Raw genomic sequence first — 19137 nt, 5'->3', positions numbered from 1 at the left:
CCCACCACGGCGGAACGCCCCGGGGTGGGCGGGGGCTGAGACCGTCTTCACACTGGGACTACGGCTTTTCGGTCAGCTCCCGCAAGGCCTGCCCGATCGCCTTCACGTCCTCCATCCGCCCCGTGGCCACCTGAATCACCAGACGCTCGGCCGCGTCGACGTCCAGCCTCAGCTGGGCCCCGTTCATCGCCAGGAAGACCACACAGGACACCCAGGCTGTGCGCTTGTTCCCGTCGAGGAAAGGATGGTTGATGGCAAGCGACTGCAAGAGGGCGCCGGCCTTGTCGAACAGGTCGGAGTAGGCCTCCTGCCCGAACATGGAAGCCGAGGGCCGATGCACGGCCGACTCCAGCAGCCCCAGATCGCGTACCGCGACGGCCTGGTCGTCCACAGCCTGTTCGGCGATCGCCAGAACGTCCTCGGCCGTCAGGTACACGTACGTCACTTGAGCCGCTCCAGCAGCTCCGACCACTTGGCGACCTGCTCCTTGGCGGTGTTCCGCACGATGGCCTCGTGCGCCGTCCTGGCCAAGTAGTCGTCCACGGCCCGGAGCAGTATGGCGTGCATGCTGGTGCCCTCCTGTTCGGCGCGCTGCTTGAGAGCTTCGGTCTGGTCGTCACGGAGACGCAGGTTCGTAGCCATACCAAAACGGTACCACTGATGGGGTCATTCTGGTACCACTCTGCGGGCCGGGGTCCCGCATCGCCCCGCCACCCACGCCCCCGCCAGCGCCACCGCCCCCACCGGCAGGAACACCGCCGCGAACGCCCCAGGATGCGGGCCCGGATCGCCGCCGCCCAGGGCCGCGAACGCCGCGCCGCCCGCCGCGAGCAGCAGCACGTTGGACAGGCCGTCCGAGATCTGGAGGGCGGCCGAGTTCGCGCCGGCCTCCTGCGGCGGGGAGAGCTTCAGCAGGAGCACGCTCGTCGAGGCGATCACCACGCCCATGCCGAAGCAGCCCACGCCCCAGGCGACCCCGACCACCCACACCGGCACCGCCGCGACCAGCACGCTCGGCGCGGCCGCGATCGCCAGGGCCACCAGCACCATCCCGGCCACCATCAGCCGCTCCCGGTACGCCTCCAGGCGCGGCCGGGCCTGGACGTACGAACCCAGCGCCCACGTCGCCCCGCCGACGGCGAGCGAGAGCCCGGCCATCGTCGGTGTCAGCCCCCGCTGGGTGACCAGCATCAGCGGCACGAACGACTCCGCCGCGATGAACGACCCCGCCGCGAACCCGCGCAGCAGCACCACCGCCGGCAGCCCGCGCGCCGCCCGCCAGGTGCCGCGCGGCAGCAGCCCGCGCCGTCCCGCGACCGCCGGGACGAGCAGGGCCGCGCCCGCCGCGCACGGGATCAGGGACAGCCACCTCAGCTCCTGCCCCGCGTACTGGAGCAGCCCGGCGCCCACCGAGATCCCCAGCGCCAGCCGGATCCGCCGCCGGTCGAAGGGCTCGACGGGCGCCGACGGATCGGCGGGACCGGCCGCCGTCCGCCGGGTCGCGGGTAGCGCGAGCGCCAGCGGGAACACCACGAGCGCCGGGATCCCGATGAACACCCAGCGCCAGCCCAGCTGTTCGGTGACCGTCCCCGCCACCAGCGGCCCCACCACCGAGGGCACCACCCAGCCCGCCGCGAACGCCGCCATGATCGCCGGCTGGAGCCGGGCGGGATAGGCCCGCCCTATGACGACGTACAGCGCGACGATCACCAGACCGCCGCCGAGCCCCTGCACGGCCCGGCCGGCGATGAACGTCCACATGTCCAGGGCCGTACCGGACAGCAGCAGCCCGCCCGCGAAGCCCGACATCCCGACGGCGAGCGGCCCGAGCGGCCCGCGCCGGTCGGCCCACTGCCCCGCCACGACCATCCCGAACAGGCTCGTCGTGAAGTACGCGGAGAAGGCGAAGGCGTACCGCGACACCCCGTCGAGCTCCCGCGCCGCGACGGGCATCGCGGTGCCCACCGCCGTCGCCTCGAAGGCGATGAGCAGCACGACGGTGATGACCCCGAGGCTCAGCGCACGGTGCTCCCGGCCGAGGATGCCGCCCCCGACACCTCCGGCGGGGAGGTCGGCCAGTTCGGCATCGGAGGGTTCAAGGGCGGTCATCCGCCCAGCGTAGGAGGCGTGTCCGGACCTGACCCCGGCCCGTGGGCGGGACTGCGGCTCCGTCGATGGTCGTACGACCGTGAACGCCGCATGGCAGTCGTATTGCAGCCCGCCGGTTCCTCTTCCCCCTCCCCCGCGCCCCGGCCTACGGTCGTCTCGACGCACCAGCACACGGCCGTGTGCCCGAGTGGTTACAGGGGCTCGCCTGCAAAGCGAGTTACGTGGGTTCGATTCCCGCCACGGCCTCCACGGCCCCCACCCGGGGGTACCGGAAGGGCGGGCTCCTCGACGGAGTCCGCCCTTCCCGGCGTTCGGCTGCCCTGGCAGCGCGGTCGGCTACCCCTGCTGGGCCACCGCCGCCTGCGGCCGGATCGGGAGGCGGTTGACCGGGCGGCCCGTGGCGGCGCGGACCGCGGAGGCGATCGCGGCCGGGGAGGTGACGACCGGGACCGCGCTCGCCGCCTTCGCGCCGAAGGGGGCCACCACGTCCCGCTCCTCGACCAGCTTCACGATCCGGATGTCGGGGGCGTCCAGAGCGGTGGGCAGGGCGTAGCCCGTGAGGTCGGGGTGGCGGATCCGGCCGCGGACGGTGCGCAGGTTCTCGGTCAGGGCGGCGCCCACGCCCTGGGTCACGCCCGCTTCGATGCGAGCCATGAGCTGACGGGGGTTCAGGATCCGGCCGACGTCCTGGGCGACGGCGAGTTCGACCACGCGCACCGAGCCGAGCTCGATGTCCACGTCGACCACCGCGCGGACCGCGCAGAAGGCGAGGCCCACGAACGCGTCGCCCTGGCCCGTCTCGTCCAGCGGCTCGGTGGGATGCGGGCGGCACTGGGCGGTGGCCCACAGCTCCTTGCCGTCCATCGCCTCGGTCACCGTCGTGGACAGCACACCGTCGTACGACGTGATCTTGCCGTCGGCGATCTGGAGCAGCTCGGTGGACATGCCGAACTTGTGCGCCAGGGGCTGGAGGAGCTGGGTGCGGACCATTTTGGCCGCGCGCTCGACCGCGCCGCCGGACACCCAGGTGTGGCGGCCGTGGGTGGCGGGGCCCGCCGGGGGCTGGTCGGTGTCGACGGGCGCCACGTGGACCTCTTCGATGCCCAGGGTCTCCTGGACGATCTGGCGGGCCAGCGTGGCGAAGCCCTGGCCGGTCTCGACGGCCGCGCAGATGACCGTCGCGACGCCGTCGTGGACCTTGACGGTGGCTGTGGAGACCTCGTCGGTGCCCTCGGCACCGAGCATGTGGACCATGCCGAGCGCGTAGCCGACACCGCGGCGGACCGCGTCCGGCTCGCCCGCGCCCTCGGGGCCGCCCGGCAGCAGCCAGTCGTCCTCGGGCGCGTCCTTCGGCAGCACGGGCAGCGGGAAGTCCCTTACCGCGCCCAGGAGTTCGGCCACGGGGGCCGGGCAGGTCACCGTCTGGCCGGTCGGCAGCAGATCGCCGGTCGCCAGGACGTTGCGCATCCGCAGCTCGGCCGGGTCGATGCCCAACTTCGCGGCCAGCTTGTCCATTTGGCCCTCGTACGCCGCGCAGACCTGCAACGCGCCCTCGCCCCGGACGTGCCCGGACGGCGGGTTGTTGGTGCGCACCGCCCAGCCCTCCACGAAGGCGTGCGGCACGACGTAGGGGCCGCAGGCGAACGCGACGGCGGCGGCCAGGGACTCGGCGGAGGCCTCGGCGTACGCGCCGGCGTCCAGCAGGATCTGCGCCTCGACCTTGACCAGACGGCCCTCGGCGTCCGCGTGGTGGCGGTAGCGCAGCAGGGTCGGGTGGCGGTGGGCGTGGCCGAGGAAGGACTCCTCACGGGTCGCGGTCAGCTTGACCGGGCAGCCGGTCCGCAACGCCAGGAGTCCCAGCGGGAGTTGGAAGCCCAGGTCCTCGCGGTCGCCGGTCGCGCCGGGCACGCCGGTGACGACGACCTTCACCCGGTCCGGTTCGAGGCCGAAGCAGGCGGCGGCCAGATCGCGGTCGGTGTGCGGGTCGGTGGACGCGGTGTACAGCTCGACGCCGCCGTCGGGCCGCGGCACCGCGAGGCCCGCCTCGGCGCCGACCGGGGCCGGGTCCTGGCGGCCGATCCGGTACAGGCCCTCCACCACGACCTCCCCGGTGACCTCCGGGTCGCCGTACTGGAGCGGGATGTGGCGGATCAGGTTGCCGTCGGGGTGCAGCGGTTCGGCGGCGAACGCCTTCTCCGGGTCGGTGACCGGTTCGAGCACCTCGTACTCGACCGCGATCGCCGCAGCGGCCAGGCGTGCGGTGTCCGGGTGGTCGGCGGCCACGGCGGCGATGGGCTCGCCGTGGTGGCGTACGAACTCGGCCGCGAAGACCGGCCGGTCCGCGATCCGGCGGCCGAACGCCGGGTCGCCCGGCACGTCGGCGTGGGTCACCACGGCCCGTACGCCCGGCATGGCGGCGGCGGCCGAGGTGTCGATGGACACGATGCGGGCGTACGCGTGCGGGGCGCGCAGGACGGCCGCCCACAGCAGCCCCTCGGCCCACAGGTCGGCCGCGTAGGGGAAGGTGCCCTCGGTCTTGGCCCGTGCGTCGGCGGGCGCGAGTGACGCGCCGATGCCGTGCTCGGGCGACTGCTCCGGCCCCGCCACCGGGGTGGCGCCTTCGACCGTCGCGGTGGCTGCGTCGTTGCTCACGCCATGCCTCCGTCGTGCGTGTGCTGGGGCTTGGCGCTGCCGGCCCCGGGGGGTGCCTGGTGCGGAATGCGGGCCTCTTCGGCCAGGGCTCCGGCCGCCTCGCGGCCCGCCACGACGTCCTTCACGGCGTCGAGCACACCGCGGTAGCCGGAGCAGCGGCACAGGTTGCCGCAGAGCGCCTGGCGGGTCTCCAGCTCGGTGGGAGCGTGGTTGCCTTCGAGCAGATCGTGCACGGTCATGGCCATGCCGGGGATGCAGAAGCCGCACTGCACCGCGCCGCTCCCGGCCAACGCCCGCTGGACGTCGGAGGGTTCGCCGTCGGTGGCGAGCCCCTCGACGGTACGGACCTCGCTGCCGGCGGCGGTCGCCGCGGGCACCAGGCAGGAGGCGACGAGCCGCCCGTCCACCTGGACGTTGCAGGCCCCGCACTCGCCCTGCGAGCAGCCGTCCTTGGCCCCGGCGAGCCCGAGCCGCTCCCGCAGCACGTAGAGCAGCGATTCGCCGACCCAGGCCTCGGTGACGGGCCGGTCGGCCCCGTTCACCCGCAACACGTAGGAGGCGCGGGGGTGTTCGAGATCGGGAGCGGGAAGGGCCTCCGCGGCGGGCTCGGGCTCGGGGACTTCGGGAGCGTCGGTTGCCCCGGTCGCTTCGGCCGGAGCTTCGGCGACGGGTTCACCGGCGGGTTCTTCGGCGGCCGGTTCGGGTGCGGCCTCGACGGCGACCGGCGCTTGTGGCCGCACCGGCTCCGGCTCGGACACGGCTTCGGGCTCGGGCTGCGGGAGGGCGGCGGGCGTTACGTCGGCGCCTTCCCCCGGCGCTTCGGACGCGCCCGGCACTTCCGCCGCCGCCTCCGGTACGCCCGGCACCTCCGCCGGTACTTCTCGTACGTCCGCGATCCCGGCGGCGGCCGGGGCGGGCTCGGGCGCTGCCTCCTGGGCGGGCTCCTGGGGTGCGGGCTCCGGCTCGGGAAGCTGGGCGGCCCAGGGGGCGGGCGCGCCGCCGGGCAGGGTGGCGGGCGGGGTCGAACCCCACTGCTCGATCAGCGAGGAGGTGGTGAACTCGCCCGATTCCTCGGGGAGTTCACCCTCGGCGACCGGAATCGTCCACTGACCGGTGCCCACGAGCGAGGGCTCGTCGGCGAAGGTCCACTGCGCCGTGGCGCCCGGGTCGTGCGCGGGCTCGGACGGGGTCGCGGGCGTGGGGGCCGACGCGGCGGGCTCCGGCCACACCACGGTCTGCGCGCCCTGCGCCGACGCGCTGCCGGACGTGCCCTGCTCGGTCAGTTCGGTCGGGATGCGCCAGACACCGGTCGCCGCCGGATCCGTCGCCGCGGCCGGGGTGAGCGGCACGATCATCGGCGGTACGTAGCCGTGGCCTGGCGCCGCCAGCGGGGCGCCCATCAGGTCCATGTCGGGGGGCAGCTGCACGAAGGCGGTGGCGTCGGGCTCGTACTCGCCGCCGTGCGGAACCGGCTCCCAGCCGCCGTGCCGGGGCACTTGACCGTAGCCGTGCTCGTGTTCGGTCTCGTGCTCGTGGTTGCGGTCGGTCACGACAGTGCCCTCCCCAGTGCTCGTCGGGCCAGCGCGGCGACCGTGCGCCGCAGGTGCAGTACGGCGGGCGAGAGCGGCGGGGCCTGGGTCCCGTCGGCGCCGGGCGCCGGGTCCGGGATGCAGGCGGCGGCCACGTACTCGCCGAACGCGCCGAGCGCCTCCGGGGCCAGCGCCGCGCGCTCGCCGTCCCAGTCGATCAGCGAGGCGATCCAGCCCTCGGCCTCAAGGGGCCGCAGCGGCATCGGCGCGATGGCGCCGACCGCGCAGCGCACCCCGCGCCGGGCCGGGTCGAGGACGACGGCGACCGAGGCGGTGGCACGGCCGGGGCCGGTGCGGCCGGTCGCCTTGAGGAAGACCTGCGGGGCGTGCAGCAGCGGCACCCGGACATAACCGATCAACTCGGCCGGGGCGAGCAGGTCCCGGCCCGCCAGGAGGTGCGACACGGGAATTTCACGCCGGGCGCCTTCGGGACCCGCGATGACGAGGGTGGCTTCGAGCGCGGCGAGCACGGGCAGCGCGTCGCCGGTCGGGGCGGCGGAGGCGATGTTGCCGCCGAGGGTGCCGGCGTTGCGGATCTGCGGGGGGCCCGCGGCGCGCGCGGCCGCGGCGAGCGCCGGAATGAGCGCCGCGAAGTCCGGGCGCCCCATTCGGGCGTGGGTGAGACCGGCGCCGAGCAGGGCGTGGCCGTCCTGGTACTGCCAGCCCCGGATCTCGTTGATCCGGCCGAGTCCGACGAGGCCCGCGGGGCGCAGCAGGCCCCGGTTCACGGCCGCCATGAGATCGGTGCCGCCCGCGACGGGCACGGCGGCGGGCATGGCCGCGAGAGCCGCCACGGCCTCGTCGAGCGAGGCCGGCAGCGTCACCGACTGCGTCGCCTGCGGTGCGTGCGTGGTCAACCCAGCTGCCCCTTCCCGGTGTCCCGGCCGTACCGACTGTGCCGTCTGTCGCCACCTGATGATGGCCGTACCGTACGTGCTCACAGCCCGGACGTGGCAACTCTGGCACATCTTCCGGACCGGCCGACGGGAGGGTCCACGAAGCACACTTCCGTCCCCGACCTGGGGAATGTTCCGGTTTCACGAGTCTTGTACGACTTATGCGGTACGCCTTGTTCCGCACGCCGGGCGTCGGCCACGGTGCCTTCCTCGCGGCCGGGGCGGCCGTGACCGGGGGCAAGGCTCCCAGACCACGGCCGCCGGACACCGTTGTTGGGCCCCGGCTCACACGTTTGGGGGCGACCCCTCGATCGGGCGTCCGAGGCTTCCTTCCACTCCTTCCGGAACCGGACGCCGCTGCCAGGGCAGCGGGCCGGTGGGCGGCCGGTAGTCGACGCCGAGCGCGTCAAGGCGCTTGTAGTGGGCGGTCATTCGCCGTTCGAAACCCGCGAAGTCGCGCTCGGCGGGCGCGGGCAGCCGGCTCCAGGCCACCTCGGCGAAGGCGGCGAGGCGGGGGAACACCTGGTAGTCGACGCGGGCCTGGTTCTCCATCACCTCGGTCCACACGTTGGCCTGGGTGCCGAGCACGTGTGCGGCGGCCGCCGGGCCGAGCTGCGACGGCAGGGGCTCGAACCGGTAGACGTCCTCCAGCGTCCGTACGTATCCGATGGGCATCGGCTCGTCCTCGCCGCCGGCCTGGCGGTGGTCCAAGTACACGTGCTGCTCGGGGCACATGACGACGTCGTGGCCGGCCTCGGCGGCGGCGATCCCGGCGCCGTAGCCGCGCCAGGAGGAGACGGCGGCGCCGGGTGCGAGGCCGCCCTCCAGGATCTCGTCCCAGCCGATGAGCCGGCGGCCGCGGGCGCTGAGCCAGGTGTCGAAGTGCCGGATGATCCAGGACTGGAGCTCGTTCTCACCGGTGAGCCCGAGCTCGCGGATGCGCTGCTGCGCGACGTCCGACTTCAGCCACTGCTCCTTGGGGCACTCGTCCCCGCCGATGTGGACGAACGGCGAGGTGGCTTCGGGGAACAGCTCCAGCACCTCCTCCAGCACCCCTTCGTAGAAGCGGAGGGTGGTGTCAGTGGGGGCGAGTACGTTCGCGTTGACGCCCCAGGTGTCCCAGACGGAGAGGGAGGCGGTGTCGATGACATCGGTGTTGCCGAGTTCGGGGTACGCGGCGATGGCGGCCTGCGAGTGCCCCGGGATGTCGATCTCGGGGACGACGCGGATATGCCGCTCGGCGGCGTACGCGACGATCTCGCGGATGTCGTCCTGGGTGTAGTAACCCCCGTGCGGCTTCTCGTCCCACAGGGGCGACGCGCGATGCCCGTACTTGGTGCGCGACCGCCAGGCGCCGACCTCGGTGAGCCGGGGGTAGCGCTTGATCTCGATCCGCCACCCCTGATCGTCGGTCAGGTGGAAGTGGAACACGTTGAGTTTGTGGGCGGCCATGAGGTCGAGGTAGCGCAGCACGCCGTCCTTCGGCATGAAGTGCCGTGAGACGTCGAGCATCAGGCCGCGCCAGCCGAAGCGGGGGCCGTCCTCGACCGTGACGCCGGGGAGGTGCCAGTCGCGTCCGGCGGCCAGCGGGGCGCGGCGGAACGCGTCGGGGCCGAGCAGCTGGCGGAGCGTCTGCACGCCGTGGCAGACACCGGCCGCGGTGGCGCCCTCGATGAGGACGGCGACGTCCTCGACGGTGCCGTCGGTGGAGAGGCGGTAGCCCTCCGGGCCGTGTTCGGCCGCGAGGGCGGGGTCGATACGCAGGAGCACGCTGTTGGGGCCCGGGACGGCGGTGGTTCCGGTGGGGAGGGGAAGGCCGGTGGCGGGGCCGATCACGGCGCGCAGGAGGGTGGCGGTGGCTTCGGTGCCGGTTGCCGCGTGCAGGGTGGTGTGGGCGTCGAGGGTGCGCGGTGGTGCCGCCCGCTGCTCCACGGTGCGGGGTGCGGGGATCAGGCCGTCCATGTCCATGGGGTGTCCTCCGGGTGGTGTGGGTCTTTCTTCTCCCGCCCCTTCCCGAGACCCTCCGGGGGTGAGTGGCGGGGCAGGTGCGGGCCGGTGGTCCTGGGGCTCCGCCCCGGACCCCGCTCCTCGATTGCCGGAGCGGCTCGATTTGGCCCGCGGTATGCAGAACGGCCCCCAGGTGTGCCTGTGGCACGCCTCGGGGGCCGGTTCATTTCGGGGGCAGGGTTACTTCTTGTCCTTGCCGCCCTTGTCCTTGTCGCCGCCGGCGCCCATGGACTCGTAGATCTCCTTGCACATCGGGCAGACCGGGTACTTCTTCGGGTCGCGCCCCGGTACCCAGACCTTGCCGCAGAGCGCGACGACGGGCGTACCGTCGAGCGCGCTCGCCATGATCTTGTCCTTCTGGACGTAGTGGGCGAAGCGCTCGTGGTCGCCGTCGCCGTTCGACACCTGCGGCGTCGGCTCTACGAGGGTCCCCGTACCTGCCCCGCGCTCGGGCTCAAGAGTGCTCATGACCACCAAGGGTACTGAAGGCAACCGGATTGAGTGGAAGGGTGTCGCCAGGGCGTCAATTGAGCGAGGGATCGTCCGGATAGGTGGCGACCATCGCGAGCTCGCTGCGCTGGCGGCGCAGCACCGCCCGCCACAGGCTCTCCGGCTCCGGGGACGAGACGTCACCGGGCTCCGACTCGACCACGTACCAGGCGCCGTCCGTCAGCTCGTCCTCCAGCTGGCCCGGCCCCCAGCCCGCGTAGCCCGCGAAGATGCGCAGCGAGCCGAGCGCCGCCGCGAGCAGTTCCGGCGGGGCCTCCAGGTCGACCAGGCCGATCGCCCCGTACACCCGCCGCCAGCCCAGCGGCCCCTCGTCGCCGGGGATCACCGCCACGCCGAGGGCCGAGTCCAGCGAGACCGGGCCGCCCTGGAACACCACCCCGGGTTCGCCCGCGAGGCCCGCCCAGGATTCCAGGATGTCGCCGACGCCGACCGGCGTCGGCCGGTTCAGGACCACGCCGAGCGTGCCCTCCTCGTCGTGGTCGAGGAGCAGCACCACCGCCCGGTCGAAGTTCGGGTCCTCGAGGGCGGGGGTGGCGACGAGCAGCCGCCCTGTGAGCGAGGACACCTCGGTCATGCCGACATGATCCCGCATAACCGGCCCGTACGGGAGACAAGGTGCCGCGCGAAGCGCGTCGTTGAGGGGCGGCGGTCGGGTGACGGGCAGGCGCACGGCAGCAATGGGGCGCACGCCGATTTCGCGCCCGCCGATCCGCGCCCGGGAGCCGGGACGCGCTCCGTGACCCTCCGCAGGAGTCCCTGCGCGGAGCGTGCTGTAGCGAATTCATTACACACGTGAACCGTCCTTGGCCTTATGGGGCAGGGGTGAACGCCCCTTACCCTTTACCCCTGCCCCTTGCCCGACCACTCCGGAACGCGAGATTCATGACCGGCACAGACGATGTACTGCTTGTCCACGGCGGAACCCCGCTCGAGGGCGAGATCCGCGTCCGCGGCGCGAAGAACCTCGTGCCGAAGGCGATGGTCGCCGCCCTGCTCGGCAGCGGCCCGAGCAGACTGCGCAACGTGCCCGACATCCGTGACGTCCGCGTCGTACGGGGCCTGTTGCAGCTGCACGGCGTGACGGTGCGGCCCGGCGAGGAGCCGGGCGAGCTGATCCTCGACCCCTCCCACGTCGAGTCCGCCAACGTCGCCGACATCGACGCGCACGCGGGTTCCTCGCGGATCCCGATCCTGCTGTGCGGCCCGCTGCTGCACCGTCTGGGCCACGCCTTCATCCCGGGCCTCGGCGGCTGCGACATCGGCGGCCGGCCCATCGACTTCCACTTCGAGGTGCTCCGCCAGTTCGGCGCGACCATCGAGAAGCGCGCGGACGGCCAGTACCTGGAGGCCCCGCAGAGGCTTCGCGGCTGCAAGATCAGGCTGCCGTACCCGTCGGTCGGCGCGACCGAGCAGGTGCTCCTGACCGCCGTGCTGGCGGAGGGTGTGACCGAGCTCTCCAACGCCGCGGTCGAGCCGGAGATCGAGGACCTCATCTGCGTCCTGCAGAAGATGGGCGCGATCATCGCCATGGACACCGACCGGACGATCCGCGTCACCGGTGTCGACAGCCTCGGCGGCTACACCCACCGCGCCCTCTCGGACCGTCTGGAGGCCGCCTCCTGGGCGTCCGCCGCGCTGGCCACCGAGGGCAACATCTACGTCCGCGGCGCCCAGCAGCGCTCGATGATGACGTTCCTGAACACCTACCGGAAGGTCGGCGGCGCCTTCGAGATCGACGACGAGGGCATCCGCTTCTGGCACCCCGGCGGCTCGCTCAAGTCCATCGCCCTCGAAACGGACGTGCACCCGGGCTTCCAGACCGACTGGCAGCAGCCGCTGGTCGTCGCCCTCACGCAGGCCACCGGTCTGTCCATCGTCCACGAGACGGTGTACGAGTCCCGGCTCGGCTTCACCTCGGCGCTGAACCAGATGGGCGCGCACATCCAGCTGTACCGCGAGTGCCTGGGCGGCTCCGACTGCCGCTTCGGCCAGCGCAACTTCCTGCACTCCGCGGTCGTGAGCGGCCCCACCAAGCTCCAGGGCGCCGATCTGGTCATCCCGGACCTCCGGGGCGGCTTCTCGTACCTCATCGCGGCTCTGGCGGCCCAGGGCACCTCCCGCGTCCACGGCATCGACCTGATCAACCGCGGCTACGAGAACTTCATGGAGAAACTGGAGAGCCTCGGCGCAAAGGTCGAACTCCCCAACGGTTCGCTGGTCTGACCCCTCCCCCGGGGCTCCGCCCCAGGGGCATGCAAGAGGGCGGCCACCCCGGAACAGGGTGGCCGCCCTCAGTGTTGCTGCCAAGCGGCCTTACAAGCTAAGGGCGCTTACTTGCCCTTGGCGGCTTCCTTGAGCTTCGAGCCCGCGGAGACCTTCACGCTGTAGCCGGCCGGGATGTTGATCGGGTCGCCGGTCTGCGGGTTACGAGCGGTACGAGCGGCACGGTGGGTGCGCTCGAAGGTCAGGAAGCCGGGGATGGTGACCTTCTCGTCGCCCTTGGCGACGATCTCGCCGACGGTCTCGGCGAGAGCGGCCAGCACGGCGTCGGCGTCCTTGCGGGTCACCTCGGCGCGGTCGGCCAGCGCGGCCACCAGCTCACTGCGGTTCATGTTGTTACTCCCGTGTTCTTCTTGCCTGTGAGGCGTGAGATCGAAGCCGATGCTGCCAGGGCCCTCGGACAGCCCCCGGACCCGGGTCCGTTCTCACGATCCTCGTGTCCTGGGGGTTCCCCCTGGACGAAGTCCTTGGGGGAGCATCCTGCCCCCACCTGTGGCGGGAAAGCCAATCCGGCACCCTCCCGAGTCACACCGAGTCACACGAAAAGCGCCACTTCCTCGACGTGGTGACGCTCCGTCGACTCCGTATGCACTGCGTGGAGAGACCCCTCGGGAGATCCCGGGGGGCTGCCGACGCGGATGCGGGTCATGGTCCGTCACCCTAAGGGGGCGTTACTTGGCCCGCATCCCGCGACGCGCCGTAGCTCAGGCCGACGTGGGCGCCGTCACAGTGGCGCCGGCCGCCTTGGCGGCGGTGCGGACGGCTCCCGCGACGGCTCCCGCGACCTTGTCGTTGAAGACCGACGGGATGATGTAGTTGGCGTTGAGCTCGTCCTCGGCGACGACGTCGGCGAGCGCGCCTGCGGCGGCCAGCATCATCTCGGTGTTGACGGTGCGGGACTGGGCGTCCAGGAGGCCGCGGAAGACGCCCGGGAAGACCAGCACGTTGTTGATCTGGTTGGGGAAGTCCGAGCGGCCGGTGGCCACAACTGCCGCGCTCCGGCGGGCGATTGCGGGGTCGACCTCCGGGTCCGGGTTCGCGAGCGCGAACACGATCGCGCCGTCGGCCATCGCGGCCACGTCGTCGCCGTTCAGGACGTTCGGGGCGGAGACGCCGATGAAGACGTCGGCACCGACGACGGCCTCCTTGAGCGTGCCGGTCAGGCCCTCGGGGTTGGTGTTGTCCGCGATCCAGCGCAGCGCCGACTCGGGGCTCGCGTCGACCAGGTCGGCGCGGCCCGAGTGCACGACGCCGTGGATGTCGGCGACGACGGCGTTCTTGACACCGGCGGCGAGCAGCAGCTTGAGGATGGCCGTACCGGCCGCGCCGGCGCCGGACATGACGACGCGTACGTCGCCAATTCCCTTGCCCACCACGCGCAGTGCGTTGGTCAGCGAGGCGAGCACCACGATGGCGGTGCCGTGCTGGTCGTCGTGGAAGACGGGGATGTCGAGGGCCTCGCGCAGGCGGGCCTCGATCTCGAAGCAGCGGGGCGCGGAGATGTCCTCCAGGTTGATGCCCGCGAAGCCGGGGGCGATCGCCTTGACGATCTCGACGATGGCGTCGGTGTCCTGGGTGTCCAGGCAGATCGGCCAGGCGTCGATGCCGGCGAAGCGCTTGAAGAGGGCCGCCTTGCCCTCCATGACGGGCAGTGCGGCCATCGGGCCGATGTTGCCGAGGCCGAGCACCGCGGAGCCGTCCGTCACGACTGCGACGGAGTTGCGCTTGATGGTGAGGCGGCGGGCGTCCTCGGGGTTCTCGGCGATCGCCATGCACACGCGGGCGACGCCCGGCGTGTAGATCATCGAGAGGTCGTCGCGGTTGCGGATGGGGTGCTTCGACTGCATCTCGATCTTGCCGCCGAGGTGCATCAGGAACGTACGGTCGGAGACCTTGCCGAGGGTGACGCCCTCGATGCCGCGCAGCTCCTCGACGATCTCGTCGGCGTGCGCGGTGGAGGTGGCCGCGATGGTGACGTCGATCCGCAGCTTCTCGTGGCCGGAGGCGGTCACGTCGAGGCCGGTCACCGACCCGCCGGAGGACTCCACGGCGGTGGTGAGCTGGGAGACCGCCGTGCCGCTGGCGGGCACCTCAAGACGGACCGTCATCGAGTACGAGACGCTGGGCGCCGTTGCCATGACCGTGTTCCTCTGCTTTCCCTGGCTTCGTTGCTGACGCCGCCTCGGCTGTGGCGTGGCGACGCCCTCCGATGGTCGCACCTACCGGCTGGTAGCCGATAATGGACGCCCTTTTTCGGAAAGTAGTTTCCACCATACGAGAGAGTGACGGTCCGGCGGAAGCCCCTGGCGATGATCCACCAACGACAACAGGCCCACGCCATCCGCAGATGACGTGGGCCTGTCGCACACGTTAATGACACCGACCCGCCATGCTCGCCTCGCGGCAAGTGGTCGCTCTGAGCGACTAAGGTTGGGCCCGGGGGCTTGGATCGAGCCGGTGCCACACCCAGGCTAACAAACCACTCCGGGAAGTGATCCCCGCATCGCGAGTTGACTCGCATTCAATCGCGGAGCAGGTCCGGCACCCCGTCCGCGTCGGGCTCGTCGCGCTCGCCGGAGACGACCGTGAGCTGCTGGGTCGCGCGGGTCAACGCCACGTACAGGACCCGCAGTCCGGCCGAGGACTCGTCCGCGATCTCCGCCGGGGAGGCCACGACGGTGGCGTCGTACTCCAGGCCCTTCGCCTCCAGGCTGCCCAGCGCCACCACCCGCTCGCCGAGCCCCGCGAGCCAGCGCGCCGCCTGTTCGCGGCGCCGCATCGCGACGACCACGCCGACCGTCCCGTCCACCCGGTCGAGCAGCCGCGCCGCCTCCTCCCGTACGGACCGGGCTAGGTCACCGTCGCGTACGACCGAGAAGCGCGGCTCGACCCCGGTCGAGCGGACCGCGGCCGGGGACTTCATGCCCGGCATCGCCAACGCCAGTACCCTGGCGGCCAGTTCGGCGATCTCGGCCGGGTTGCGGTAGTTCACGGTGAGCTCGAAGCGGCGGCGCGGGCGGGTGCCCAGCGCCTCGTCGCGGGCCTCGGCCGCCTCGTCCGGGTCGGACCAGGAGGACTGCGCGGGGTCGCCGACCACCGTCCAGGTGGCGGTGCGGCCGCGGCGGCCGACCATCCGCCACTGCATGGGCGTGAGGTCCTGCGCCTCGTCGACGATGACGTGCGCGTACTCGGTGCGCTCCTGGGCGAGCCGCTCCGCGCGCTCGCGCTGGGTCTCCTCGCGCTGCGGCATCAGCTCCTCCAGGCCGGTGAGCGCGTCCAGCGGGTCGTACTCGCGCTTCTTGCGCGGCCGGGCCGGGGTGCCCAGCAGCGTCTCCAGCTCGTCCAGGAGCGCCACGTCGTGCACCGAGAAGGCGCCGTCGGCGACGCGCGCCAGGGAGCGGGCGAGGCGGCGCACCTCGCCCTGGTTGAGGATCCGGCGGGCCCAGCGGGAAAGGCGCCGCTCGTCGGCCATCGCGGCGAGCACCCCGCGCGGCGTGAGCTCCGGCCACCACGCGTCGAGGAAGGCGATGAAGCTGTCCTCGGAGGCGATGTCGTCGTCGAAGGAGGAGCGCAGTTCGGCGGCGAGCTCCGGATCGGTGTGCCGCCCGGCCGCGCCCGACTTCGACCACAGCGCGTCGAGCAGCAGCCTGCGGGCGCGCGGGCGCAGCAGGTTGACGGGGGCGGTGCCGCCCAGCACGGTCTGGCGGATCCGCCGCAGCTCGTCGGCCTCCAGCTCGACGCGGGCGCCGAACGCGACGACCCGCAGCCGCTGGCCGGGCTGGGGCGCGGGCGCCTCCTCGCCGAGGGCGAGCTGGCGGCCGCCGCGCCGCCTGGAGCGCCCGCCGTGCTCCCCCGGCCCTTCGAGAGCGCCCCTGGCGGCCCTGCGCAGCACGTGGAGCATCCGCGAGGAGCCCTTGATGCGGGCGACCGCGGGATCGTCGTACTCGGTGGCCTCCGCGCCGTCCACGAGGTTGCCGACGGCCCGGATCGCGACCTGGCCCTCCTCGCCGAGCGAGGGCAGCACGCCCTCGGTGTACGCGACGAGCAGCGGGGTCGGCGAGACGATCAGGATGCCGCCCGCGTAGCGGCGGCGGTCCTGGTAGAGCAGGTAGGCCGCGCGGTGCAGCGCGACGGCGGTCTTGCCGGTGCCGGGTCCGCCCTCCACGTACGTCACGGAGGCGGCCGGCGCGCGGATCACCAGGTCCTGCTCGGCCTGGATGGAGGCGACGATGTCCCGCATGGTGTGGCTGCGGGCCTGGCCGAGCGCGGCCATCAGGGCGCCGTCGCCGATGACGGGCAGCTCGGCGCCGTCCAGGGTCGCCGTCAGCTCCGGGCGCATCAGGTCGTCCTCGACGCCGAGGACCTTGCGGCCCTTGGAGCGGATCACCCGGCGGCGCACGACCCGGCCGGGGTCGACCGGCGTCGAGCGGTAGAAGGGCGCCGCGGCCGGCGCCCGCCAGTCGATCACCAGCGGCGTGTAGTCGGCGTCCAGGACGCCGATCCGGCCGATGTGGAGCGTCTCCGCGATGTCGGCCGTGTTGTCGGCGCGCACGGCGTCCTCGGCCGGGTCGACCGAGGTGTACGCGCCGTCCGGGCCCTTCTTGCCGTCCTTGCCGAGCAGCAGGTCGATCCGGCCGAAGAGGAAGTCCTCGAACTCGTTGTTGAGCCGGTTGAGATGGACCCCCGCCCGGAAGACCTGGGCGTCGCGTTCGGCGAGCGCGCCGGGCGTGCCGACCTGACCGCGCTTGGCGGCGTCGTTCATCAGGAACTCCGCCTCGTGGATCTTCTCCTCCAGGCGGCGGTACACCTGGTCGAGATGTACCTGTTCCCCAGCGATTTCGCGTTCCCGGACCGAATCCACAGCGGATTTCGACGTACCGGCAGCGGAATCGACAGCGGCATCCTGCGCGGCCACCGAGGCCCCCTTCTGACGTGCATTGGGCAGCCGTCAACCGTACGCGACGGGGGACCCTCTGTCAGGCCACAATCCGGCACCTGACCGCATGTCGGGACGCGCGGGGCGGGGCGGGGCTCACGCCGGGACGTCCACGAGGGCCTTCCCGTCGAACGTACGCACCTCGAAGTGGTCGATCTGGTCGCGGTTCAGGGCGGTGCCGCCGTGCACGTACAGCGGGTACTGCGCCGACGCGTGCGGGCTGTCCTTGATCCCGTAACCCCAGGCGGGCACCGCCCAGGAGGTCACGGTCTCCTGCTCGCCGTTCTTGCCCACCGCGATCAGGCTGCACTTCAGCGGGCCCTTGACGTTCTTCAGCTCCAGGACGGTATGGGTGCCCCAGCCCTTGGACTCGGTGCCGACGGTCGCGGTGACCTGGGTCGCCGGGTCGGTGGCCGAGACCTTCTGGGTCATGTGGTTGAAGAAGGCGTCCTCGGCGGGGCTGGTCGGGTGCGCCTCGGCGCTCTGGTGGGTGCCGGTGTCCGCGGAGGTCACCACGACCGCGACCGCGGGACCGCCGATGATCAGCGCGGCCGAGGCCGCCAGCAGGTACGCGCCGCGCCGCCGGCGCTTGGCGCGCTGGACCGCGACCTGGCCGATGAGGGCCTCGGCCATGCCCGGCGGCACCGGCCGCAGGGGCTGGGCGGCGGGGCCCGGGAACTCCTTCAGCGTGGCCAGCATCGGTTCCATGCCCGCGAGGGCGTCGAGTTCCGCGGCGCACAGCTCGCAGCCGGCGAGGTGGGCCTCGAAGGCGGTGGACTCGGCGTCGTCCAGGATGCCGAGCGCGTAAGCGCCGACCGCCTCGTGCAGTGAGCCTTCGGCGAATTCCCCGGTCGTCATGCCGTCACCCCCCGTTCCTCCAGTGCGAGTTTCATGGAGCGCAGCGCGTAGAACACCCGGGACCGCACGGTCCCGCTGGGTACGCCCAGCGCCTCGGCCGCCTCATTGACCGTACGTCCCTTGAAGTACGTCTCGACCAGCGCCTCCCGGTGGGCCGGGGTCAGGTCGTCGAGCGCGTCGGAGAGGGTCATCAGCCACAACGCCTTGTCGATCTCGTCCTCCGCGGGCATGACCTCCAGCGGCGACGGATCGACCTCCTGCGGCCGGGCCTGCCGGCTGCGGTGGGCGTCGATGACGATGCGGCGCGCGACCGTCACCAGCCAGGGGCGGACCGAACCGGTGGCCCGGTTGAGCTGACCGGCGTTCTTCCAGGCACGGATGAGCGTCTCCTGCACGACGTCCTCGGCGCGCTGGCGGTCACCGGCGACCAGGCGCATGACGTACGCGAGCAGCGGTCCCGCGTGTTCGCGGTACAGCGCCCGCATCAGCTCCTCGTCGGGCACGGAGCGGTGCCGGGCCCCGAGCGGGCGGTCATCGGCCACGGCGGCATCCTTGCGCAACCGGCACCTCCAGGTCGAGACCATCCCGGCGCGCGGCTGCGAGCCGGTTCACCCCTCCATACGGACGGTGGCCGCGATCCACTCAGCGCGGGGCCGGTCTTCTTCCCGCCGGGCCGCTCAGAGCGCGGCGACGCGGCGCCGGTGCCGGGCCACCCGCTCCCGGTTCCCGCACACCTCGCTGGAGCACCAGCGGCGCCGGCGCCCGCGCGAGGTGTCCACGTACAGCAGCCGGCAGTTGTCGCCCTCGCACTGGCGCAGCCGGCCCCGGGCCTCGGGGTCGGTGAGCAGGTCGACGGCGTCCCGGGCGACGGCGGCGAGCAGCGCGCCGCATTCGGGGGCGCGGCTCAGGGTGCGGACGAGTCCGCCGTCCGCGCCCCGGATCGCACGTACGCCCGGGGGTGCGGCGGCGGCGAGCGCGTTGACCCGCTCCAGCGCGGCGGGCGCCCCGTCGGCCGGTCCGCCCAGCTCGGCGTGGACCAACTGGCCGATGCAGCACCGCAGTTCGACGAATCTGAGCGGCCAGTCGCCGCCGATTCCGGTGAGCGGGGTGCCGCGCGGGAGCAGGCCGGCGCGGAGCAGCCACTGGCCCAGCTGTGCGGTGCCGCCGAGCTGTTCCCTCTCGTACGCCCCGGTCGCCAGCAGATCCAGACAGATCCGCCCGGAGTCGAACCGCACCATGCGCCTGTCACCGCCTAGGGGGTTACCGGTGAGACTGAGTGCCACCCCCCAGAGTGCCTGCC

At 72.7% G+C, this 19137-nt stretch carries 16 protein-coding genes and 1 tRNA gene; 2 read left to right on the top strand and 15 right to left on the bottom strand.

Annotated features, from left to right (window positions below):
- Positions 1–58: 58 nt before the first annotated feature.
- The 3 genes from ACIQ8J_RS26170 to ACIQ8J_RS26160 are packed head-to-tail and all read right to left on the bottom strand — an operon-like array spanning position 59 to position 2109.
- Positions 59–445, bottom strand: a complete 387-nt coding sequence (locus ACIQ8J_RS26170; RefSeq protein ID WP_403274831.1) for a type II toxin-antitoxin system death-on-curing family toxin — start codon at positions 443–445, stop codon at positions 59–61.
- Positions 442–642, bottom strand: a complete 201-nt coding sequence (locus ACIQ8J_RS26165; protein WP_403274829.1) for a ribbon-helix-helix protein, CopG family — start codon at positions 640–642, stop codon at positions 442–444. The genes ACIQ8J_RS26170 and ACIQ8J_RS26165 overlap by 4 nt, the downstream gene beginning before the upstream one ends.
- Positions 643–666: 24 nt before the next feature.
- Positions 667–2109: an MFS transporter gene (locus ACIQ8J_RS26160; RefSeq protein WP_403274828.1), complete on the bottom strand. Its 1443-nt coding sequence runs from the start codon at positions 2107–2109 to the stop codon at positions 667–669.
- A gap of 173 nt (positions 2110–2282) precedes the next feature.
- Here ACIQ8J_RS26160 and ACIQ8J_RS26155 point away from each other — a divergent pair.
- Positions 2283–2358: transfer RNA gene (locus ACIQ8J_RS26155), tRNA-Cys, on the top strand.
- A gap of 87 nt (positions 2359–2445) precedes the next feature.
- Here the strand turns inward: ACIQ8J_RS26155 and ACIQ8J_RS26150 are convergent.
- The 6 genes from ACIQ8J_RS26150 to ACIQ8J_RS26125 form a co-directional block, all read right to left on the bottom strand.
- Positions 2446–4761 (bottom strand): xanthine dehydrogenase family protein molybdopterin-binding subunit, encoded by a 2316-nt coding sequence (locus ACIQ8J_RS26150; RefSeq protein ID WP_403274827.1) that lies wholly within the window; start codon positions 4759–4761, stop codon positions 2446–2448.
- Positions 4758–6311: a 2Fe-2S iron-sulfur cluster-binding protein gene (locus tag ACIQ8J_RS26145; RefSeq protein WP_403274826.1), complete on the bottom strand. Its 1554-nt coding sequence runs from the start codon at positions 6309–6311 to the stop codon at positions 4758–4760. Before ACIQ8J_RS26145 ends, ACIQ8J_RS26150 begins: the two co-directional genes overlap by 4 nt.
- The gene (locus ACIQ8J_RS26140) at positions 6308–7207 is read right to left on the bottom strand and encodes an FAD binding domain-containing protein (RefSeq protein ID WP_403274824.1); all 900 of its coding nucleotides are present in this window, start codon (positions 7205–7207) and stop codon (positions 6308–6310) included. Before ACIQ8J_RS26140 ends, ACIQ8J_RS26145 begins: the two co-directional genes overlap by 4 nt.
- 324 nt (positions 7208–7531) lie before the next feature.
- A complete protein-coding gene (locus ACIQ8J_RS26135) occupies positions 7532–9214 on the bottom strand; it encodes a beta-N-acetylhexosaminidase (RefSeq protein WP_403274822.1) in 1683 nt (560 codons plus the stop codon).
- Positions 9215–9433: 219 nt separating this feature from the next.
- A complete protein-coding gene (locus ACIQ8J_RS26130; protein ID WP_078966510.1) occupies positions 9434–9721 on the bottom strand; it encodes a DUF3039 domain-containing protein in 288 nt (95 codons plus the stop codon).
- 55 nt (positions 9722–9776) lie between these two features.
- Positions 9777–10337: a YqgE/AlgH family protein gene (locus ACIQ8J_RS26125; RefSeq protein WP_403274820.1), complete on the bottom strand. Its 561-nt coding sequence runs from the start codon at positions 10335–10337 to the stop codon at positions 9777–9779.
- A gap of 308 nt (positions 10338–10645) precedes the next feature.
- Between ACIQ8J_RS26125 and murA the strand changes: the two genes are divergently transcribed.
- The gene (murA, locus tag ACIQ8J_RS26120) at positions 10646–11986 is read left to right on the top strand and encodes a UDP-N-acetylglucosamine 1-carboxyvinyltransferase (RefSeq protein WP_403274819.1); all 1341 of its coding nucleotides are present in this window, start codon (positions 10646–10648) and stop codon (positions 11984–11986) included.
- Between the two features lie 107 nt (positions 11987–12093).
- On the opposite strand, the gene ACIQ8J_RS26115 is transcribed toward murA, so the two are convergent.
- The 6 genes from ACIQ8J_RS26115 to ACIQ8J_RS26090 all read right to left on the bottom strand — a co-directional run bounded on the left by ACIQ8J_RS26115 (position 12094) and on the right by ACIQ8J_RS26090 (position 19075).
- Positions 12094–12375 carry an HU family DNA-binding protein gene (locus tag ACIQ8J_RS26115; RefSeq protein ID WP_003968811.1) on the bottom strand — a complete coding sequence of 94 codons (282 nt, stop codon included), beginning with the start codon at positions 12373–12375 and terminating at the stop codon, positions 12094–12096.
- 372 nt (positions 12376–12747) lie between these two features.
- Positions 12748–14181 (bottom strand): NAD-dependent malic enzyme, encoded by a 1434-nt coding sequence (locus ACIQ8J_RS26110; protein ID WP_399048330.1) that lies wholly within the window; start codon positions 14179–14181, stop codon positions 12748–12750.
- A 383-nt stretch (positions 14182–14564) separates the two neighbouring features.
- Positions 14565–16958: a HelD family protein gene (locus ACIQ8J_RS26105; RefSeq protein ID WP_403274818.1), complete on the bottom strand. Its 2394-nt coding sequence runs from the start codon at positions 16956–16958 to the stop codon at positions 14565–14567.
- Positions 16959–17075: 117 nt separating this feature from the next.
- Positions 17076–17837 (bottom strand): anti-sigma factor family protein, encoded by a 762-nt coding sequence (locus tag ACIQ8J_RS26100; RefSeq protein WP_403274817.1) that lies wholly within the window; start codon positions 17835–17837, stop codon positions 17076–17078.
- Positions 17834–18421, bottom strand: coding sequence for a sigma-70 family RNA polymerase sigma factor (locus ACIQ8J_RS26095; protein WP_403274816.1), 588 nt, complete (start codon positions 18419–18421; stop codon positions 17834–17836). Before ACIQ8J_RS26095 ends, ACIQ8J_RS26100 begins: the two co-directional genes overlap by 4 nt.
- 93 nt (positions 18422–18514) lie before the next feature.
- Positions 18515–19075 carry a CGNR zinc finger domain-containing protein gene (locus tag ACIQ8J_RS26090; protein WP_403274815.1) on the bottom strand — a complete coding sequence of 187 codons (561 nt, stop codon included), beginning with the start codon at positions 19073–19075 and terminating at the stop codon, positions 18515–18517.
- Positions 19076–19137: the final 62 nt, after the last annotated feature.

The sequence above is a fragment of the Streptomyces sp. NPDC094147 genome, assembly GCF_044764265.1.
GTDB lineage: Bacteria > Actinomycetota > Actinomycetes > Streptomycetales > Streptomycetaceae > Streptomyces.
Note: the sequence above shows the minus strand (reverse complement) of the source record. Positions and strands in the feature narration are given on the sequence as shown.

Bases quoted from the DNA above. Each gene is read 5' to 3' on its own strand.
- ACIQ8J_RS26165 (WP_403274829.1), bottom strand. From the start codon at position 642: ATGGCTACGAACCTGCGTCTCCGTGACGACCAGACCGAAGCTCTCAAG.
- ACIQ8J_RS26160 (WP_403274828.1), bottom strand. From the start codon at position 2,109: ATGACCGCCCTTGAACCCTCCGATGCCGAACTGGCCGACCTCCCCGCC.
- ACIQ8J_RS26135 (WP_403274822.1), bottom strand. From the start codon at position 9,214: ATGGACATGGACGGCCTGATCCCCGCACCCCGCACCGTGGAGCAGCGG.
- ACIQ8J_RS26130 (WP_078966510.1), bottom strand. From the start codon at position 9,721: ATGAGCACTCTTGAGCCCGAGCGCGGGGCAGGTACGGGGACCCTCGTA.
- ACIQ8J_RS26125 (WP_403274820.1), bottom strand. From the start codon at position 10,337: ATGACCGAGGTGTCCTCGCTCACAGGGCGGCTGCTCGTCGCCACCCCC.
- murA (WP_403274819.1), top strand. From the start codon at position 10,646: ATGACCGGCACAGACGATGTACTGCTTGTCCACGGCGGAACCCCGCTC.
- ACIQ8J_RS26115 (WP_003968811.1), bottom strand. From the start codon at position 12,375: ATGAACCGCAGTGAGCTGGTGGCCGCGCTGGCCGACCGCGCCGAGGTG.
- ACIQ8J_RS26110 (WP_399048330.1), bottom strand. From the start codon at position 14,181: ATGGCAACGGCGCCCAGCGTCTCGTACTCGATGACGGTCCGTCTTGAG.
- ACIQ8J_RS26100 (WP_403274817.1), bottom strand. From the start codon at position 17,837: ATGACGACCGGGGAATTCGCCGAAGGCTCACTGCACGAGGCGGTCGGC.
- ACIQ8J_RS26095 (WP_403274816.1), bottom strand. From the start codon at position 18,421: ATGGTCTCGACCTGGAGGTGCCGGTTGCGCAAGGATGCCGCCGTGGCC.
- ACIQ8J_RS26090 (WP_403274815.1), bottom strand. From the start codon at position 19,075: ATGGTGCGGTTCGACTCCGGGCGGATCTGTCTGGATCTGCTGGCGACC.